Origin of the sequence: Nonomuraea guangzhouensis, from assembly GCF_019396345.1 — a bacterium.
Lineage (GTDB): Bacteria > Actinomycetota > Actinomycetes > Streptosporangiales > Streptosporangiaceae > Nonomuraea > Nonomuraea guangzhouensis.
This window is the reverse complement of record NZ_JAHKRM010000019.1, coordinates 72,314-86,493: the sequence shown is the minus strand read 5'-3', so window position 1 is coordinate 86,493 and position 14,180 is coordinate 72,314. Positions and strand designations below refer to the sequence as shown.

Annotated in this window: 14 protein-coding genes; 12 read left to right on the top strand and 2 right to left on the bottom strand. The window is 69.9% G+C overall.

Features of this window, described 5'->3' with window-relative positions; translation table 11 throughout:
• Positions 1-10 precede the first annotated feature (10 nt).
• Positions 11-973 carry a GlxA family transcriptional regulator gene (locus KME78_RS35115; protein WP_219533741.1) on the top strand — a complete coding sequence of 321 codons (963 nt, stop codon included), beginning with the start codon at positions 11-13 and terminating at the stop codon, positions 971-973.
• A gap of 158 nt (positions 974-1,131) precedes the next feature.
• Here the strand turns inward: KME78_RS35115 and KME78_RS35110 are convergent, their stop codons facing one another.
• Positions 1,132-1,734, bottom strand: a complete 603-nt coding sequence (locus KME78_RS35110) for a TetR family transcriptional regulator (protein ID WP_246652650.1) — start codon at positions 1,732-1,734, stop codon at positions 1,132-1,134.
• 242 nt (positions 1,735-1,976) lie between these two features.
• Between KME78_RS35110 and KME78_RS35105 the strand changes: the two genes are divergently transcribed.
• From KME78_RS35105 to KME78_RS35080, 6 genes are read left to right on the top strand one after another with little or no spacing between them, the layout of a single operon-like run.
• Positions 1,977-3,596 (top strand): AMP-binding protein, encoded by a 1,620-nt coding sequence (locus KME78_RS35105; RefSeq protein WP_219533739.1) that lies wholly within the window; start codon positions 1,977-1,979, stop codon positions 3,594-3,596.
• On the top strand, positions 3,596-4,651 hold the full coding sequence (locus KME78_RS35100; RefSeq protein ID WP_219533738.1) for an acyl-CoA dehydrogenase family protein: 1,056 nt from the start codon (positions 3,596-3,598) through the stop codon (positions 4,649-4,651). The genes KME78_RS35105 and KME78_RS35100 overlap by 1 nt, the downstream gene beginning before the upstream one ends.
• Positions 4,651-5,805 (top strand): acyl-CoA dehydrogenase family protein, encoded by a 1,155-nt coding sequence (locus KME78_RS35095; RefSeq protein ID WP_219533737.1) that lies wholly within the window; start codon positions 4,651-4,653, stop codon positions 5,803-5,805. The genes KME78_RS35100 and KME78_RS35095 overlap by 1 nt, the downstream gene beginning before the upstream one ends.
• Positions 5,802-6,824 carry a bifunctional MaoC family dehydratase N-terminal/OB-fold nucleic acid binding domain-containing protein gene (locus KME78_RS35090; RefSeq protein ID WP_219533736.1) on the top strand — a complete coding sequence of 341 codons (1,023 nt, stop codon included), beginning with the start codon at positions 5,802-5,804 and terminating at the stop codon, positions 6,822-6,824. Before KME78_RS35095 ends, KME78_RS35090 begins: the two co-directional genes overlap by 4 nt.
• Positions 6,824-7,237 carry a MaoC family dehydratase gene (locus KME78_RS35085; RefSeq protein ID WP_219533735.1) on the top strand — a complete coding sequence of 138 codons (414 nt, stop codon included), beginning with the start codon at positions 6,824-6,826 and terminating at the stop codon, positions 7,235-7,237. The genes KME78_RS35090 and KME78_RS35085 overlap by 1 nt, the downstream gene beginning before the upstream one ends.
• 57 nt (positions 7,238-7,294) lie before the next feature.
• Positions 7,295-8,461 carry a lipid-transfer protein gene (locus KME78_RS35080; RefSeq protein ID WP_219533734.1) on the top strand — a complete coding sequence of 389 codons (1,167 nt, stop codon included), beginning with the start codon at positions 7,295-7,297 and terminating at the stop codon, positions 8,459-8,461.
• Position 8,462: 1 nt separating this feature from the next.
• Here the strand turns inward: KME78_RS35080 and KME78_RS35075 are convergent, their stop codons facing one another.
• Positions 8,463-10,019 (bottom strand): RNA polymerase sigma factor, encoded by a 1,557-nt coding sequence (locus KME78_RS35075; RefSeq protein ID WP_219533733.1) that lies wholly within the window; start codon positions 10,017-10,019, stop codon positions 8,463-8,465.
• Between the two features lie 267 nt (positions 10,020-10,286).
• Between KME78_RS35075 and KME78_RS35070 the strand changes: the two genes are divergently transcribed.
• The 5 genes from KME78_RS35070 to KME78_RS35050 are packed head-to-tail and all read left to right on the top strand — an operon-like array spanning position 10,287 to position 14,166.
• Positions 10,287-11,345 carry an ABC transporter ATP-binding protein gene (locus KME78_RS35070; protein ID WP_219533732.1) on the top strand — a complete coding sequence of 353 codons (1,059 nt, stop codon included), beginning with the start codon at positions 10,287-10,289 and terminating at the stop codon, positions 11,343-11,345.
• Positions 11,338-12,012: an ABC transporter permease gene (locus KME78_RS35065; protein ID WP_219533731.1), complete on the top strand. Its 675-nt coding sequence runs from the start codon at positions 11,338-11,340 to the stop codon at positions 12,010-12,012. The genes KME78_RS35070 and KME78_RS35065 overlap by 8 nt, the downstream gene beginning before the upstream one ends.
• Positions 12,009-12,680, top strand: a complete 672-nt coding sequence (locus KME78_RS35060; protein WP_219533730.1) for an ABC transporter permease — start codon at positions 12,009-12,011, stop codon at positions 12,678-12,680. Before KME78_RS35065 ends, KME78_RS35060 begins: the two co-directional genes overlap by 4 nt.
• Before the next feature lie 45 nt (positions 12,681-12,725).
• On the top strand, positions 12,726-13,643 hold the full coding sequence (locus tag KME78_RS35055) for an ABC transporter substrate-binding protein (RefSeq protein WP_246652621.1): 918 nt from the start codon (positions 12,726-12,728) through the stop codon (positions 13,641-13,643).
• 40 nt (positions 13,644-13,683) lie between these two features.
• Positions 13,684-14,166, top strand: coding sequence for a flavin reductase family protein (locus KME78_RS35050; RefSeq protein ID WP_308127250.1), 483 nt, complete (start codon positions 13,684-13,686; stop codon positions 14,164-14,166).
• The last annotated feature ends 14 nt before the right edge of the window (positions 14,167-14,180 follow it).

Below are 14,180 nucleotides of genomic sequence, written 5' to 3'. Positions count from 1 at the left end.
AGATCGGGCCATGCATCGTGTGGTCGTACTGGCGCTGCCGAACGTCATCCCGTTCGAGCTGAGCGTGCCCTCCAGGATCTTCTCTACGGCACGGGGTCCGGGAGACGAGCCGCTCTACGAAGTGGTCACCTGCACGCTCGACGGCGGCCCCGTCGCCACGGCCGCCGACTACGCGATCGCCGTCGAACACGACGCGAGCGCGCTGGCCACCGCCGACACGGTCGTCATCGCCGCCGCCGCAGGTTTCGCGGACATCACCGGCCCGGAGTCGCTGCCACCCGGACTGCTCGACGCCCTCTCCCTGGTACGTCCGGGCACCCGGGTCGTGTCAATCTGCATCGCCACCTTCGTCCTGGCGGCCGCGGGCCGCCTCGACGGCCGCCCGGCCACCACCCACTGGCGGCACGCCGAGCGCTTCGCCCGCCTCTTCCCGGGGGTGCGGATGGACTCGGATGTGCTGTTCGTGGACGACGGCGACGTACTCACCTCGGCGGGCGCGTCAGCGGGCGTGGATCTCTGCCTGCACCTGGTACGGCGCGACCACGGCAGCGAGGTCGCCAACCAGGTGGCCCGCCACTGCATCGTCCCCCCGTGGCGGGACGGCGGCCAGGCCCAGTACATCGAACGCCCGGTCCCCGAACCATCGGCAACCGGCACCGCCCCCACCAGAGCCTGGGCCCTCCAACGCCTGTCAGAGCCCCTTCAACTGGCCGACCTGGCCGAACACGCGGGCATGAGCAGACGCACCTTCACCCGCCACTTCCGCCACGAAGTAGGCCAGAGCCCCGGCCAATGGCTGACCCGTCAACGCATCGAACTGGCCAGACACCTCCTGGAGACCACAGACCTGCCGGTGGACCGGGTGGCGGAACAGTCGGGCTTCGGCACGGCCGCCTCAATGAGACAACACCTGCACGCGTCACTGGGAGTGTCCCCACACACGTATCGCCGCACCTTCAGGGCTGTGGTCTGAGGCCACCCGCCGGCTGTCGGCCGACCACGCCACCGGCCAAGAACACGCCGTCACGGCGCCCAGCCCCGTGCGGGTCAGAGGCCGTCTCCCTGGAGGTCCTCAGCCATGTGCGGCGGGTGGCGCCGGCCAGGCGGTGCCGTAAAAAATAGCGGTGGTTCTTACGCCGTGGAGAGGTCGTTCACCAGCCGGGCGGCGGCGATTTCGATGCGGCGCTGGATCTGCTCGTACGTGCGGCGCCCACGGAGCATCTCCAGCAGCTCCTGCACCCACACGCTGGACAGCGACCCCGCCAGGTCGAGCTGCACCTCGCTGGCCCGCTCCCGCGTGAGCCCGGCCGAGACCCGCAGCAGCAGCCCCGTCATCCGATCGCCGAACGGGGTCTCCACCTCGGCCATGATCAGCGACCGGATCAGCGCGTCGGCCAGCTCGGGCTCGCGCATGAGGCCACGGGTGGCCCGCATCAGCACGTCGACCGCGCGGCCCGCCGGGGTGGAGGCGCTCGGCGGGCGGCGTTCGATGCTGCTCTCCAGCAGGTCGATCTCCTCGCCGACGACCGCCACGACCAGGTCCATCTTCGACGGGAAGTAGCGGTAGAGGGTGCCGAGCGCGACGCCCGCCCGCTCGGCGACCGTGCGCATCTGCATCGCCTCGACGCCGCCGCGCGAGGCGAGGGCGGCGGCGGCCTGGACGATGCGCTTGCGGCGCTGGTGCTGGCTACGCGTACGGACGCTGTGACCGCCGGATGTGGAATGGCTCTCCATGATCCCCTCGGTGTCGCTGGGGGGCGCGGCGGACGACGGCTGCGGAGTACGCATGAGAACACGTTATCTGATTTCTCGATAACTCGGCTTGTTACCCGCGAGTCACAAAGAACCTGTATAGACGCATGTCTGGGCCGCTACAGGCATATATCCGGAGTTGTTGTGATGTGTCGCCTATGGACAGAGATTAGAATCTGTTCTAGTTTGCGGAACTGTTGACCGGGCGCTTGCTAGGAGGGTCGATGGCCGCGGACACGCTCGCCGCACTGTTGCTGGCCCGGGCCGGCGACGACCGTCCGGGGCTGGTCTTCGAGGATCGCGTGTGGTCGTGGCGCGCGCAGGTGGCCGCCTGCCGCACCGCCGCCGCCTGGCTGAACACCCGCGCCTTCGACGGACCGCCGCACGTGGCGGTGCTCTGCGACAACGTGCCGGAGATGGTGTTCCTGCTGGGCGGGGCCGCGCTCTCGGGGCGGGTGCTGGTGGCGCTGAACCCGACCCGCTCGGTGGAAGAGCTGACCCGCGACGCCCGCGCCACCGACGTCGGCCTGCTGCTGTGGGACGGCCCGTACGAGGCGGTGGCGCACTCCGTGGCCGACGCCCTGGGAGTGGCGTCGGCGCCCATCCCGGACTGGGGCTCGGCCCTCACGACAGACCCGGACGTACGCGACCCGGATCCGGATCCTGGCGCGCTGGTCATGTTGATCTTCACCTCCGGCACGTCCGGCCGGCCGCGGGCGGTGCGGATCACGCACCGGAAGATCGCCGTCCCCGGTGTCTCGCTCGCCGCGATGCTCAGCCCCACCGACGCCGTCTACTGTGCGATGCCGCTCTTCCACTCCGGCGCCGTCATGGCGGCGTACGCGCCTGCCGTGGCGTCGGGGGCGACGCTGGTGCTGCGGCGGCGGTTCTCCGCGTCGGGCCTGCTGCCGGACATCAGACGCTACGGCTGTACGTACCTCCACTACGTCGGCAAGGCGCTCTCCTACGTCCTGGCCACCCCCCGGCAGCCGGACGACGCGGACAACCCCCTGAGGCTCGCCTTCGGCAACGAGGGGAGCGCCACGGCGACCAGGCGGTTCGGGGAGCGGTTCGGCTGCCATGTGATCGACGCGTTCGGGTCGACGGAGACGGCCATCTCGCTCAGCCCGGATCCGACGGGCCCGCCCGGCTGTCTCGGCAGGCTGCCGCTGGGCATCGAGATCCGCAGCCCGCTGACCGGCCTGCCGTGCCCGCCGGGCCGCGTCGAGGACGGGCGGCTGCTCAACCCCGACGAGGCGGTCGGCGAGTTGGTGAACACCGGCGGTCTCGGCCTGTTCGACGGCTACTACAACGACCCGGACGCCGACGCCGAGCGGATGCGGGAGGGCGCGTTCTGGTCGGGCGACCTGGCGTACGCGGACGCCGACGGCTACGTGTTCTTCGCCGGGCGGGGCACCGAGCGGCTCCGCGTGGACGGCGAGAACCTGGCGGTGGCCCCGATCGAGGCGGTCCTGCGGGAGTTCCCGGGGGTGATCGAGGCGGCCGTCTACCCGGTGCCGGACGCGGCGGCCGGAGACCAGGTCATGGCGGCGCTCGTCATGGAAGCGCTGTTCGACCCCGCCGCGTTCGGCAGCTTCCTCGCCGCTCGCCGCGACCTGGGGGCCAAGTCGTTCCCCCGGTACGTACGCATCTCCGATGGTCTACCCCAAACCTCCTCGCACAAGGTCGTCAAGCGGGTCCTGGTGAAGGAGGGCTGGCGGACGGCCGACCCGGTCTGGTGGCGTCCGACCGGTGTGGAGCTCCGATTACTGAAGGGCGAGGACGTCGCGGCGATCGAGCGGGAGTTCGCCCGGCACGGCCGGCAACACCTTTTGGAGAAATAGTGGATTTCAACCTGGATGACACTCAACAGGACCTGCGCATCCTGGCCGCCGATCTCCTGGGCAAGGAGGCGACCTCGGAGCGGCTGGAGGCGCACGAGAAGAGCGGCCTGCCTTACGACGAGGGGCTCTGGCAGACGCTGTCCCAGGCGGAGCTGATGAGCGTGTGCGTGCCGGAGGACGCGGGCGGCGCCGGGCTCGGGCCCGTCGAACTGGCCGTGGTGCTCCGCGAGGTCGGCGCGCGGGCCGCGCCGGTGCCCGCGCTGGCGACGCTGGTCAGCACGCTGGCGATGGCCCGGTACGGGCAGACAGTGGGCACGTCTCCGGACCCGGAGCAGCAGCCGGCTGACAGCGTCGGCACGGTGGCACTCCGTGAACCGGGCAGGGCACTGGCGGACCCGCCCCTGACCACCGCCGAGCGGGACGGCGACGGCTGGGTGCTGACCGGGCGCAAGGTCGGGGTCCCGTACGGGAACGAGGCCGCGTACGTGCTGGTCACCGCCGATGAAGGCGTGTTCGTGGCCACCGGCTCGTGGACGGCGCGGCCGGAGTTCGCCGCCAACGGCGAGGCGCTGGCCACCGTCGTGTTCGACCGGACGCCGGCCGAGCGGCTGGCCGGTCCGGAGGCGGTCTCCGGTCTGCGGCAGCTCTTCACGGCGGCCGTCGCGGCCCAGGCCAGTGGCGTGCTGGCCGGCGCTCTCAAACTGACCACCGAGTACATCAAGAACCGCAAGCAGTTCGGCCGGGCCCTGGCCGAGTTCCAGGCGGTCACCGTGCAGATCGCCGACGTCTACATCGCCACGCGGGCGCTCGACGTGGCCGTGTGGTCGGGCGCCTGGCTGCTCGCCAACGACCTGCCGGCCGAGGAGGACCTGGCCGTGGCCGCGTTCCACGTCAGCGAGGCGTTCACGGCGCTCTACACCTGCCAGCACCTGCACGGCGGCCTGGGTCTCGACGTGACGTACCCGCTGCACCGCTACTTCGCGCACGCCAAGCACCTGACGCACCTGCTCGGCGGCGCCGACGCCCAGCTCGACCTGATCGGAGCGCTCGTCTGATGCTGATCGACCTGACCCCCGACCAGCGCAGGCTCCGCGACGAGCTGCGCGAGTACTTCCAGAACTGCCTCACCCAGGAGGACCGCCGCAAGATCGCCGAGGACCCGTTCGGCACCGCCTACATGGAGCACTGCCGCAGGCTCGGCCGCGACCGCAAGCTCGGTCTCGGCTGGCCGAAGGAGTACGGTGGCGGCGGTTTCGGCCCGCTCGAACAGCAGATCTTCGCCAACGAGGTCGCCCGGGCCGGGGTGCCGTACCCGATCATCACGTTGCAGACGGTCGGTCCCACCCTGATGCAGTACGGCACGCCGGAGCAGAAGGAGAAGTTCCTGCCGAGCATCCTGGCAGGGGAGTGCCACTTCGCGATCGGCTATAGCGAGCCCGAGGCGGGCACGGACCTGGCCTCGCTCCGGACCTCGGCGGTGCTCGACGGCGATCACTATGTCGTCAACGGCCAGAAGATCTTCACCAGCGGCGCCCACTACGCCCAGTACATCTGGCTGGCCACCCGTACCAACCCCGATGCCAAGAAGCACAAGGGCATCACGATGATGATCGCCTCGACCGACGACCCGGGCTTCTCCTGGACGCCGATCATCACCATGGACGGCCGCCACCACACGAACGCCACCTACTACGCCGACGTCCGCGTCCCGGCGAACATGGTCGTGGGCGAGGTGGACAAAGGCTGGGACCTGATCGTCAACCAGCTCAACCACGAACGCGTCACACTCGGCCCCGCCGGGAACCTCGGCCAGACCTACGACCGCTTCCTGGCCTGGGCGCGCCGTACCGGGTTGGTGGACCAGCCGGACGTACGGCGGGCGCTGGGCAGGGTGCGGGCCTACTTCCGGACGAACGAGCTGCTCAACTGGCAGGTCGCGGCGAACATGGACCTCGGCTGGCTGGGCGCGCCCGACGCGTCCGCCACCAAGATCTACGCCTCGGAGCGGGTGCAGGAGGTCGGCCGGCTCATCGCCGACATCCTGGCCCGGTACGCCGACCCGTCGGACCCGGAGACGGCCGAGCTCCTGGAGCGCTTCGACCACGGCGTGAAGGGCGCGGTGGTGCTGACGTTCGGCGGCGGGGTGAACGAGGTGCAACGCGAGCTGATCGCGATGCTCGGCCTGAGCCTCCCGAGGCCGCCCCGATGACGGACGCCCAGCCGACGGACGCCCGCACAACCGCCGCCCAGCCGGCCGATGCCTCGACCACGGACGCCCAGCCGACCGGCGCCTTGAGCGCGGACAGGGAGCTGCGCGAGCTGGCGGACAAGCAGATCGCCCTCGGGGAGGTGCGCGGCGCCGCCGCGCCGGACCCGGTGAACGAGCCCATGATCAGGCACTGGCAGGACGCCATGGGCGACACGAACCCGGCCTACCTCGACAAAGGCCTCGCCCCACCCGCGATGATCCAGGTCTGGACCATGCAGGGCCTCCGCCGGGGGACCAAGGATCGCTCGCCGGTCGACGACATGATCACCGCACTGAACGCCCACGGCTACACGGGCGTGGTGGCGACGAACTGCGAGCAGACCTACCACCGGTACGCCCGGCTGGGCGAGCGCCTGACCCCGTCGACCCGCTTCACCAGCCTCGTGGGCCCGAAGCGGACAGCGCTCGGCGAGGGCTACTTCGCCACCTGGAACGTCACCTGGTACGGCGACGCGGACGACCCAGTGGCCGAGATGATGTTCCGGATCCTGAAATTTCGCCCACGCACCCCCAAGCAACCGCCGCCCACCGCCGCACCAGCCCCGGAGGCGAGCCGCAAACCGTACCCCCTGCGGCCCGCCGTCAACGACGACACGGCCTTCTTCTGGGAAGGCGTCCAGCAGGGCGAGCTGCGCATCCAGCGCTGCGCCGACTGCGGCGAGCTACGCCACCCGCCAGGCCCGATATGTCCCGCCTGCCGCTCCACCAACCGCACCCACACCGTGGCGAGCGGCGAGGGCACCGTCTACAGCTATGTCGTGCACCACCACCCCCCGGTCCCGGGACGGGAGACGCCCTTTGTGGTGGCAGTGGTGGAGCTGCCAGAAGGGGTGAGGATTGTGGGGAACATCGTGGACTGCCCGCCCGACGCCGTGGGTATCGGCATGGCATTGCGTACGACATATCGTGCTTTGGACGACGAACTTGTTCTTCCTATGTGGGCGCCATGGGAGTCGTGATGCGGACGCTGACCGAAGACCAGGTCGAGATCGGTTCGGTGCTTCCCGAGCTGTCGATCGACCTCACGCCCACGGTGGTCGTCTCCACCGCTCTCGCCACCATGGACTTCACCCCGGTCCACCACGACGTCGAGGGCGCCCGCGCGCAGGGCTCCAAGGACATCTTCCTCAACATCCTGACCACGATGGGGCTGGTGGAACGGTACGTCACGGACTGGGCGGGTCCTGAGGCGATCATCCGGCGCATCAAGGTCAAGCTCGGCGTCCCGGCGTACGCGGGCGACCGGCTGAGCTTCAACGGCACGATCGTCTCGCGGGAGGCGGGGGAGTTCACGGTCGAGGTGCGGGGCAAGGTCAGCCTCGGCGACCACGCCACCGGCACGATCACCCTCACCCTCCCCTCAGCCCCCTGACCACGCGGGAACGTAGCGGCGGCTCAAGACCTGATCACCTCAACGAAGGAGCGGTAAGTGCTCAAGTCCCAAGCCGCCATCGCGGGCATCGGCGCCACCGAGTTCAGCAAGCGGTCCGGCCGGTCGGAGTTGCGGCTGGCCGCCGAGGCCGTGTTCGCCGCGCTCGACGACGCCGGGGTGGCGCCGGGTGACGTGGACGGGATGGTGACCTTCACCCAGGACACCAACCAGGAGATCGCCGTCGCCCGCGAGATCGGCGCCGGTGAGCTCACCTACTTCTCGCGGGTCGAGTACGGCGGCGGGGCGGCGTGCGGCACGGTGGCCCAGGCCGCCATGGCCGTCGCGACCGGAGCGGCGAACACCGTCGTCTGCTATCGGGCGTTCAACGAGCGGTCCGGCCGCAGGTTCGGGCAGCCCGACGCGCGCCTGGGCGGGCAGCCGACCTCGCAGGGGCTGGAGATGAGCTGGCACGTGCCGTTCGGGCTGATGACGCCGGCCGGGTGGGTGGCCATGTTCGCCCAGCGGTACATGCACACCTACGGCGCCACATCAGAGGACTTCGGCCGGGTGGCCGTCGCCATGCGCAGGCACGCGGCCACGAACCCCGCCGCCTGGTTCCACGGCCGGCCCATCACGCTGGCGGAGCACCAGGCGTCCAAGTGGATCGTGGAGCCGCTGCACCTGCTCGACTGCTGCCAGGAGAGCGACGGGGCCGTGGCCCTGGTGGTCACGAGCGCCGAACGGGCCCGGGACCTGCGCCGCTCCCCGGCCGTGATCACGGCCGCCGCGCAGGGCGCGGGCGTGGGGCAGATGATGATGACCAGCTACTACCGCGATGACATGAGCGGTCTGCCGGAGATGGGAGTCGTCGGGCGACGCTTATGGGAAATGTCCGGCCTGAGCCCGCAGGACATCCAGACAGCCATCCTGTACGACCACTTCACCCCGTTCGTCCTGGCCCAACTGGAGGAGCTCGGGTTCTGCGGCCGGGGAGAGGCCCCCGGCTACCTCCAGGACGGCGGCATCGAGCTCGGCGGCCGCCTGCCCGTCAACCCGAACGGCGGCCAGCTCGGCGAGGCCTACATCCACGGCATGAACGGCATCGCCGAGGCCGTACGCCAGGTCAGAGGCACCTCCGCCAACCAGGTGGGCGGCGTACGCAACGTCCTGGTCACGGCCGGCACCGGCGTCCCGACCAGCGGCCTGATCCTCTCGGCCGACTGACTTACGGCCCGATGACGAGCGGGACCGCGAAGAACACGATCATCGCGATGACGACGCAGACCAGGAACCCGACCAGCTCCCACGCCCAGTCGTAGTGCTTGTCCCGGCCGGGCCGTACCCGGGCTTCCGGTACGGCCGGCATGTCCGGCAAGTCGTCGGGCAGGTCGTCCACGATCGGCAGGTCGTCCACGCTGGGCGGGAACATCAGCGGGACCGGCATCCGATAGACGGGCTCTTTGGCGGCGGACCTCGGGACGAAGAGGGCGCCCGGCTCCCTGGCCGGGCCCTTGTGCACGAGGATGTCGCCGATGGCGGGCAGCTCCTGGGTCACCGCGTCGTCGTCCAGCACATCGCCGGGAATGGACGCCGAGAGCGGGAAAGGCGGCTTCGTCACGGCCTCGCCGACCGGCTTCCCGGAGCCCGGCTCGACGGGCTGCGGCAGACGGAACAGCCCGTCATGCACCGGCTTCGCGCCCGAGGACCCGTCTTCGGGCGGCCACGCACCGAAAAGCGGGTCCGGGAATGGCTTCGCAGTGGAGGGCGCGTCTTTGGGTGGGCGGGCGCCGAAAAGGGCCTCCCAGGCTGATCGGGCGCTCGTCGGCCGGGGCGTGAAGAACCGCTGTCCCGCCGGAGCCGGGTCCGCGCCGGGCGCCGCCTGGTCGGGGCCGGAGGGAACGCGGCCAGGCCCCTCCAGCCGCCGCCCGATCCCGGAAAACGCCTGATCGAGCCCGGAAAACGGCTGGCCGGTCCCAGAAAACGCCTCGTCGGGCCCGAAACGGAGTTTCGGCATCGGCGCCGTGGGCGCCTCGTGCTCCGGCACCCGGGACGGCGACGGCGGCGTCAGCAGCTCCGTCGGGAAGATCCCCGTGGTGGTCGCCGGATCCGCCTCACCTAACGGCAGCGGCCACGTCGGCGGCCCCGGCCAGAGCGGCTTGACGAACATCGGCGCCGCCGTACGACCACGCATGACCTGGGACACGAAACGCGAGTGGAGATGCTCGGGCGGCGACGGCCACGGCAGCCGCCCCAGCACGTCGCGCAGCGGCGCGACACCGAGCGCCCCGTAGACGTCGGCCACCGGCTTGGGGATGCGGGGACCGACGTAGGCCAGCGCGGTGTCGAGCGCCTGCCGGTAGCGGAGCGCGGCGCTGGTGGCCAGCTCGTCCGCCGTGTCGGGCGCCACGTCGAGCACCCAGGCCAGCTCGGCCAGATCCAGCCCGCACACCTCGCCCAGCACGAGCACCTCGCGCTGGTGCGGGCGTAACTCCCGCAGCGCCCGCTCCACCAGCGCGGACGCCGGGTCGATCAGCGGGTCGACCACCGAAGGCGCGTAGACGACGTCGCGGCGGTGGATCTCGCGCCGGGCGAACGCGAACAGCGCGGCGCGGGGCGGCGGCGTCGCCGGGACGCTCGAGAGGACGGACACCAGGGCGTCGGCTGCGGAACCGTGGTCCCCGAGCTGGTCAGCGCAGTACGCGAACAGCCCGGCGGCGTAACGGTCGTAGAGCTCCGCGATCAGTTCCGCCTGGGAGGGGTGATCGGTGAGCGAGTGTGTCACGGGGCCGGATCCTCTTGCTGAAATACGGACGCTTGAGGGTGGGGGGTGCGGCGTCGATGTCTGTGGTGGTAATCATGCCAACTTACCCAGGTAAAGCGCACTAGCAGCACGGCATTTCGTATGAAACTTGCAGCTAGCTGAAGCGTTTCACAGGGGACCGGGGGGACAGAGCGGGCAGGATCACCGTAGTCTTGTCGCCTTCTGAGAGATCATGCGGCGGCTGTAGCAGGGGGCTGCGGCCTCCGCCACGAACGCGAGAGGTCGCGCGTGATCACATTTGACGACGTCACCAAACGCTACCCGGACGGCACGGTCGCTGTTGATCACCTGAGCCTTGAGGCACCGACAGGTGAGATCACTGTGTTCGTCGGTCCCTCGGGGTGCGGGAAGACGACGTCCCTACGAATGATCAACCGGATGATCGATGCCTCAGAGGGGCAGATCCTCCTTGACGGCGTGCCTGTGCAGGGCATCGATCCGCCGACGTTGCGGCGTGGCATCGGGTACGTCATCCAGCAGGCGGGGCTCTTCCCGCACCGGAAGATCGTTGACAATATCGCCACCGTCCCCTATTTGCTCGGCTGGGACCGCAAGAAGGCCCGGGACCGGGCCATGGAGCTGCTCGAACGCGTGGGGCTCGACCCGGTCATGGGCGAGCGTTACCCGTTCCAGCTGTCCGGCGGTCAGCAGCAGCGTGTCGGCGTGGCCAGGGCGCTCGCGGCGGACCCGCCGGTGCTGCTCATGGACGAGCCGTTCAGCGCGGTCGACCCGATCGTGCGCACCAGCCTCCAGGAAGAGCTGCTCAGACTGCAGGCGGAGCTGAACAAGACCATCGTCTTCGTCACCCACGACATCGACGAGGCCATCAAGCTCGGCGACAAGGTCGCCGTCCTGCGCGTGGGCGGCAAGCTGGCGCAGCTGGCCGATCCCAAGACGCTGCTGTCGGAGCCCGCCGACGACTTCGTCCGGGAGTTCCTCGGTCATGACCGGGGCATCAGGCGCTTGCAGTTCATCTCGACGCAGGGCCTGCGCCTGCGCTCCGACCTGACCGTGCCCGAGGGGTTCGAGGGCCCGACGGACGAGCCGTGGCTGCTCGTCGTCACCGCTGATGACCGGCCGGTCGGCTGGATCTCGCGCGAGCGGCTCGGCGAGCTGGAGCCGTACGGGGCGTTCGTGCTCGGCCGCGACTCGATGCGCTCGACCCTCGACGCGGCGCTGCTGTCGCCGTCGGGCTGCGCGGTGGCCGTGGATGAGGACGGCAAGGTCGTCGGCGTGGCCACCAGAGAGGCGCTCGACGAGGCTCTGGCGGAGGCGGCCGATGGCTGACGGCCCTCCTTCCGTATGGGAGTGGATCGCGCGCAACTGGGACACCGGCCGGGTCGACAGCATCAAGAACCTGCTCGGCGACCACCTGATCATGTCCCTGGTGCCGATCGTCGTCGCGCTGGTCCTGGCGCTGCCGCTGGGGCTGGCCTGCGTACGCTGGCGCTGGCTCTACCAGCCGACGTCCGGCGTGATGAACGTCTTCTACGCGCTCCCATCGCTGCCGGTCTTCATGCTGCTCATCCAGTTCACCGGCCTGTCGAAGACGACGGTGATCGTGCCGCTGACCCTCTACGCCTGCGCCGTGCTCATCCCGTCCGTGGTGGACGGGCTCGGCGCGGTGCCCGAGCATGTGCGGCAGTCGGCCGTCGCGATGGGGTTCACCCCGCTGCGCCGCCTGGTGCAGGTCGAGCTGCCGATCGCCACGCCGGTCGTGCTCGCCGGGCTCCGGGTCGTCGCCGTCTCCAGCATCAGCCTCGTGAGTGTCGGCGCGCTGATCGGGCAGGGCGGTCTGGGGATGCTGTTCACCAGGGCGTACCAGAACCCGTTCGTGCCGCCCGCGCTCGTCGGCATCGTGCTGATCGTGCTGCTGGCCCTGGTCGCCGACGGTCTCCTGGTGCTCGCGCAGCGGCTGCTGACCCCCTGGGTCAGGGCTAGGAGGTCCGCGTGAACTGGCTGCTGGAGTTCTTCGGCAAGGCGGAGAACTGGTCGGGACCCGCGAGCATCCCCGCGCGGCTGCTCGAACACCTGGAATTCTCGGTCATGGCGCTGGTCCTGGCCGTGCTGATCGCGATCCCGCTCGGCCTGCTGATCGGGCACACCGGCAAGGGCGGCCTCGGTGTGGTCGTCACGGCCAACCTGGCCAGGGCGCTGCCGACGCTGGGGTTGCTGGTGATGTTCGTGCTGCTGCTCGGCACCGCGTCGATCCTGCCGGTGATCATCCCTCTTGTCCTGCTGGCCATACCACCGATCCTGGTCAACACCTTCGAGGGCATCAGAGGTGTGGACCCGGAGCTCCGTGACGCCGCCTACGGGATGGGGCTGCGCAGCGGGCAGGTGCTCGGGCGGGTGCTGGTGCCCGTGGCGCTGCCGCTGATCCTGCTGGGGCTCCGGCTTTCGGCCATCCAGGTGGTGGCCACGACCACGATCGCGGCCTACACCGGGCTGGGCGGGCTCGGCCGATTCGTTATCGATGGATTCGCCACGCAGGATTACGCCAGCGTGGTTGGGGGTTCAGTACTGATTGTGTTGTTCGCGCTCGTCGTGCAGGTCCTGTTCACCGTTGTTCGGTGGGTGACGGTCTCTCCAGGGGTGAGTCAGCGGGTCAAGGTCCGCTAATCTCTCTATTACCTGCCGCTTAGGAAGGAAATAAGGATGAAACGCATGTTCAGCACTGCGGCGGTGCTGCTGTCGGCGACGCTCGCGTTGACCGCGTGTGGGGGCGGCGGCGGTGGAGGCAACCCGCTCAACACCACGAGCGCGGCGCCCAGCGGCTCGGCGTCCGCCAGTGGCGGGGGCAAGGTGATCATCGGTTCCGCCAACTTCGACGAGAACACGCTGCTCGCCTCCATTTACGCCCAGGCACTGGAGGCCAAGGGTGTACAGGTCGAGGAGAAGCCCGGCATCGGCACCCGTGAGGTCATCTACGACCAGGTCAAGAGCGGCGGGCTGACCATAGTGCCCGAGTACAACGGCAACCTGCTGGCCTTCGTCGACAAGGCGACCAAGGCGAAGACCACCGAGGAGGTCAACGCGGAGCTCAAGACGAAGCTCCCGCCCGAGCTGGAGGTCCTCGACTCCTCGCCCGCCGAGGACAAGGACACCCTGACGATCACCAAGGACGAGCAGGCCAAGCAGTCGCTCAACACCATGGAAGATCTGGCCAAGGTCTCCAAGACCTGGGTCATCGGCGCTCCGCCCGAGTTCAAGCAGCGCTGGGAGAAGGAGCTGAAGTCGGTCTACGGGATCGAGTTCAAGGACTGGAAGGCCACCGGCGCCACCACGGCCGACGCCATCAAGGACGGCACGGTCCAGGTCGGCAACGTGTTCAGCACGGACCCGAAGATCGCCGCGAACAACCTCGTCTCGCTCCAGGACACGAAGAACCTCTTCGCCGCCCAGAACGTGACGCCGCTGGTCAACAAGGCGGCCGTGAACGACACGATCACCAGCACGCTCAACGCCATCTCGGCCAAGCTCTCGACGCAGTCGCTGCTCGACATGATGCAGAAGATCGCCGTCAACAAGGACGAGCCCGCCACGGTGGCCAAGGAATGGCTGACCTCCAACGGCCTCGGCTGACCCGCCCGGCGAGGGTCCCCGGACTCCGGGGGCTCTCGCCGTGAGCGAGTTCACCGAGGCGATGGCACAGCTCGCGGCGGGCGTGGCGGTGGTCACCGTGCGCGACGACCGCGACGACCTGGGCGCCACGGTCTCGGCGCTGATGTCCGTCTCGCTGGAGCCGCCGCTGGTGCTGGTGAGCCTGCGCAGCGACGGCTACCTCTGCGAGGTGCTGCTGCGCCAGGACCGCTGGTCGGCCTCGCTCCTGTCGGCCGGGCAGGCCGCGATCGCCAGCCGCTTCGCCGCCGCCGGCCGGCCCAGCGCCCGCCACCTGGTGGCGGGCATCGCGCACCACCGCGGCGCACACTCGGACGCGATCGTCGTCGAGAACGGCGTCGCGGCCCTGGAGGCGGAGACCACCCAGGTGGTCCCCGCCGGGGATCACACGCTGTTCGTCGCGCGCGTGCTCGCGGTGCCGTACGTCACGTCCTCTCTCCAGCCGCTCGTACGACTGCGCGGCCGCTACCGCCCGATGGGCTCCTGACCCAGCCCGTACGG

What these genes read in the sequence shown, in the direction of transcription:
- KME78_RS35115 (WP_219533741.1), top strand. Translation starts at nt 11, where the DNA reads ATGCATCGTGTGGTCGTACTGGCGCTGCCGAACGTCATCCCGTTCGAG.
- KME78_RS35110 (WP_246652650.1), bottom strand. Translation starts at nt 1,734, where the DNA reads ATGGAGAGCCATTCCACATCCGGCGGTCACAGCGTCCGTACGCGTAGC.
- KME78_RS35105 (WP_219533739.1), top strand. Translation starts at nt 1,977, where the DNA reads ATGGCCGCGGACACGCTCGCCGCACTGTTGCTGGCCCGGGCCGGCGAC.
- KME78_RS35095 (WP_219533737.1), top strand. Translation starts at nt 4,651, where the DNA reads ATGCTGATCGACCTGACCCCCGACCAGCGCAGGCTCCGCGACGAGCTG.
- KME78_RS35090 (WP_219533736.1), top strand. Translation starts at nt 5,802, where the DNA reads ATGACGGACGCCCAGCCGACGGACGCCCGCACAACCGCCGCCCAGCCG.
- KME78_RS35085 (WP_219533735.1), top strand. Translation starts at nt 6,824, where the DNA reads ATGCGGACGCTGACCGAAGACCAGGTCGAGATCGGTTCGGTGCTTCCC.
- KME78_RS35065 (WP_219533731.1), top strand. Translation starts at nt 11,338, where the DNA reads ATGGCTGACGGCCCTCCTTCCGTATGGGAGTGGATCGCGCGCAACTGG.
- KME78_RS35055 (WP_246652621.1), top strand. Translation starts at nt 12,726, where the DNA reads ATGTTCAGCACTGCGGCGGTGCTGCTGTCGGCGACGCTCGCGTTGACC.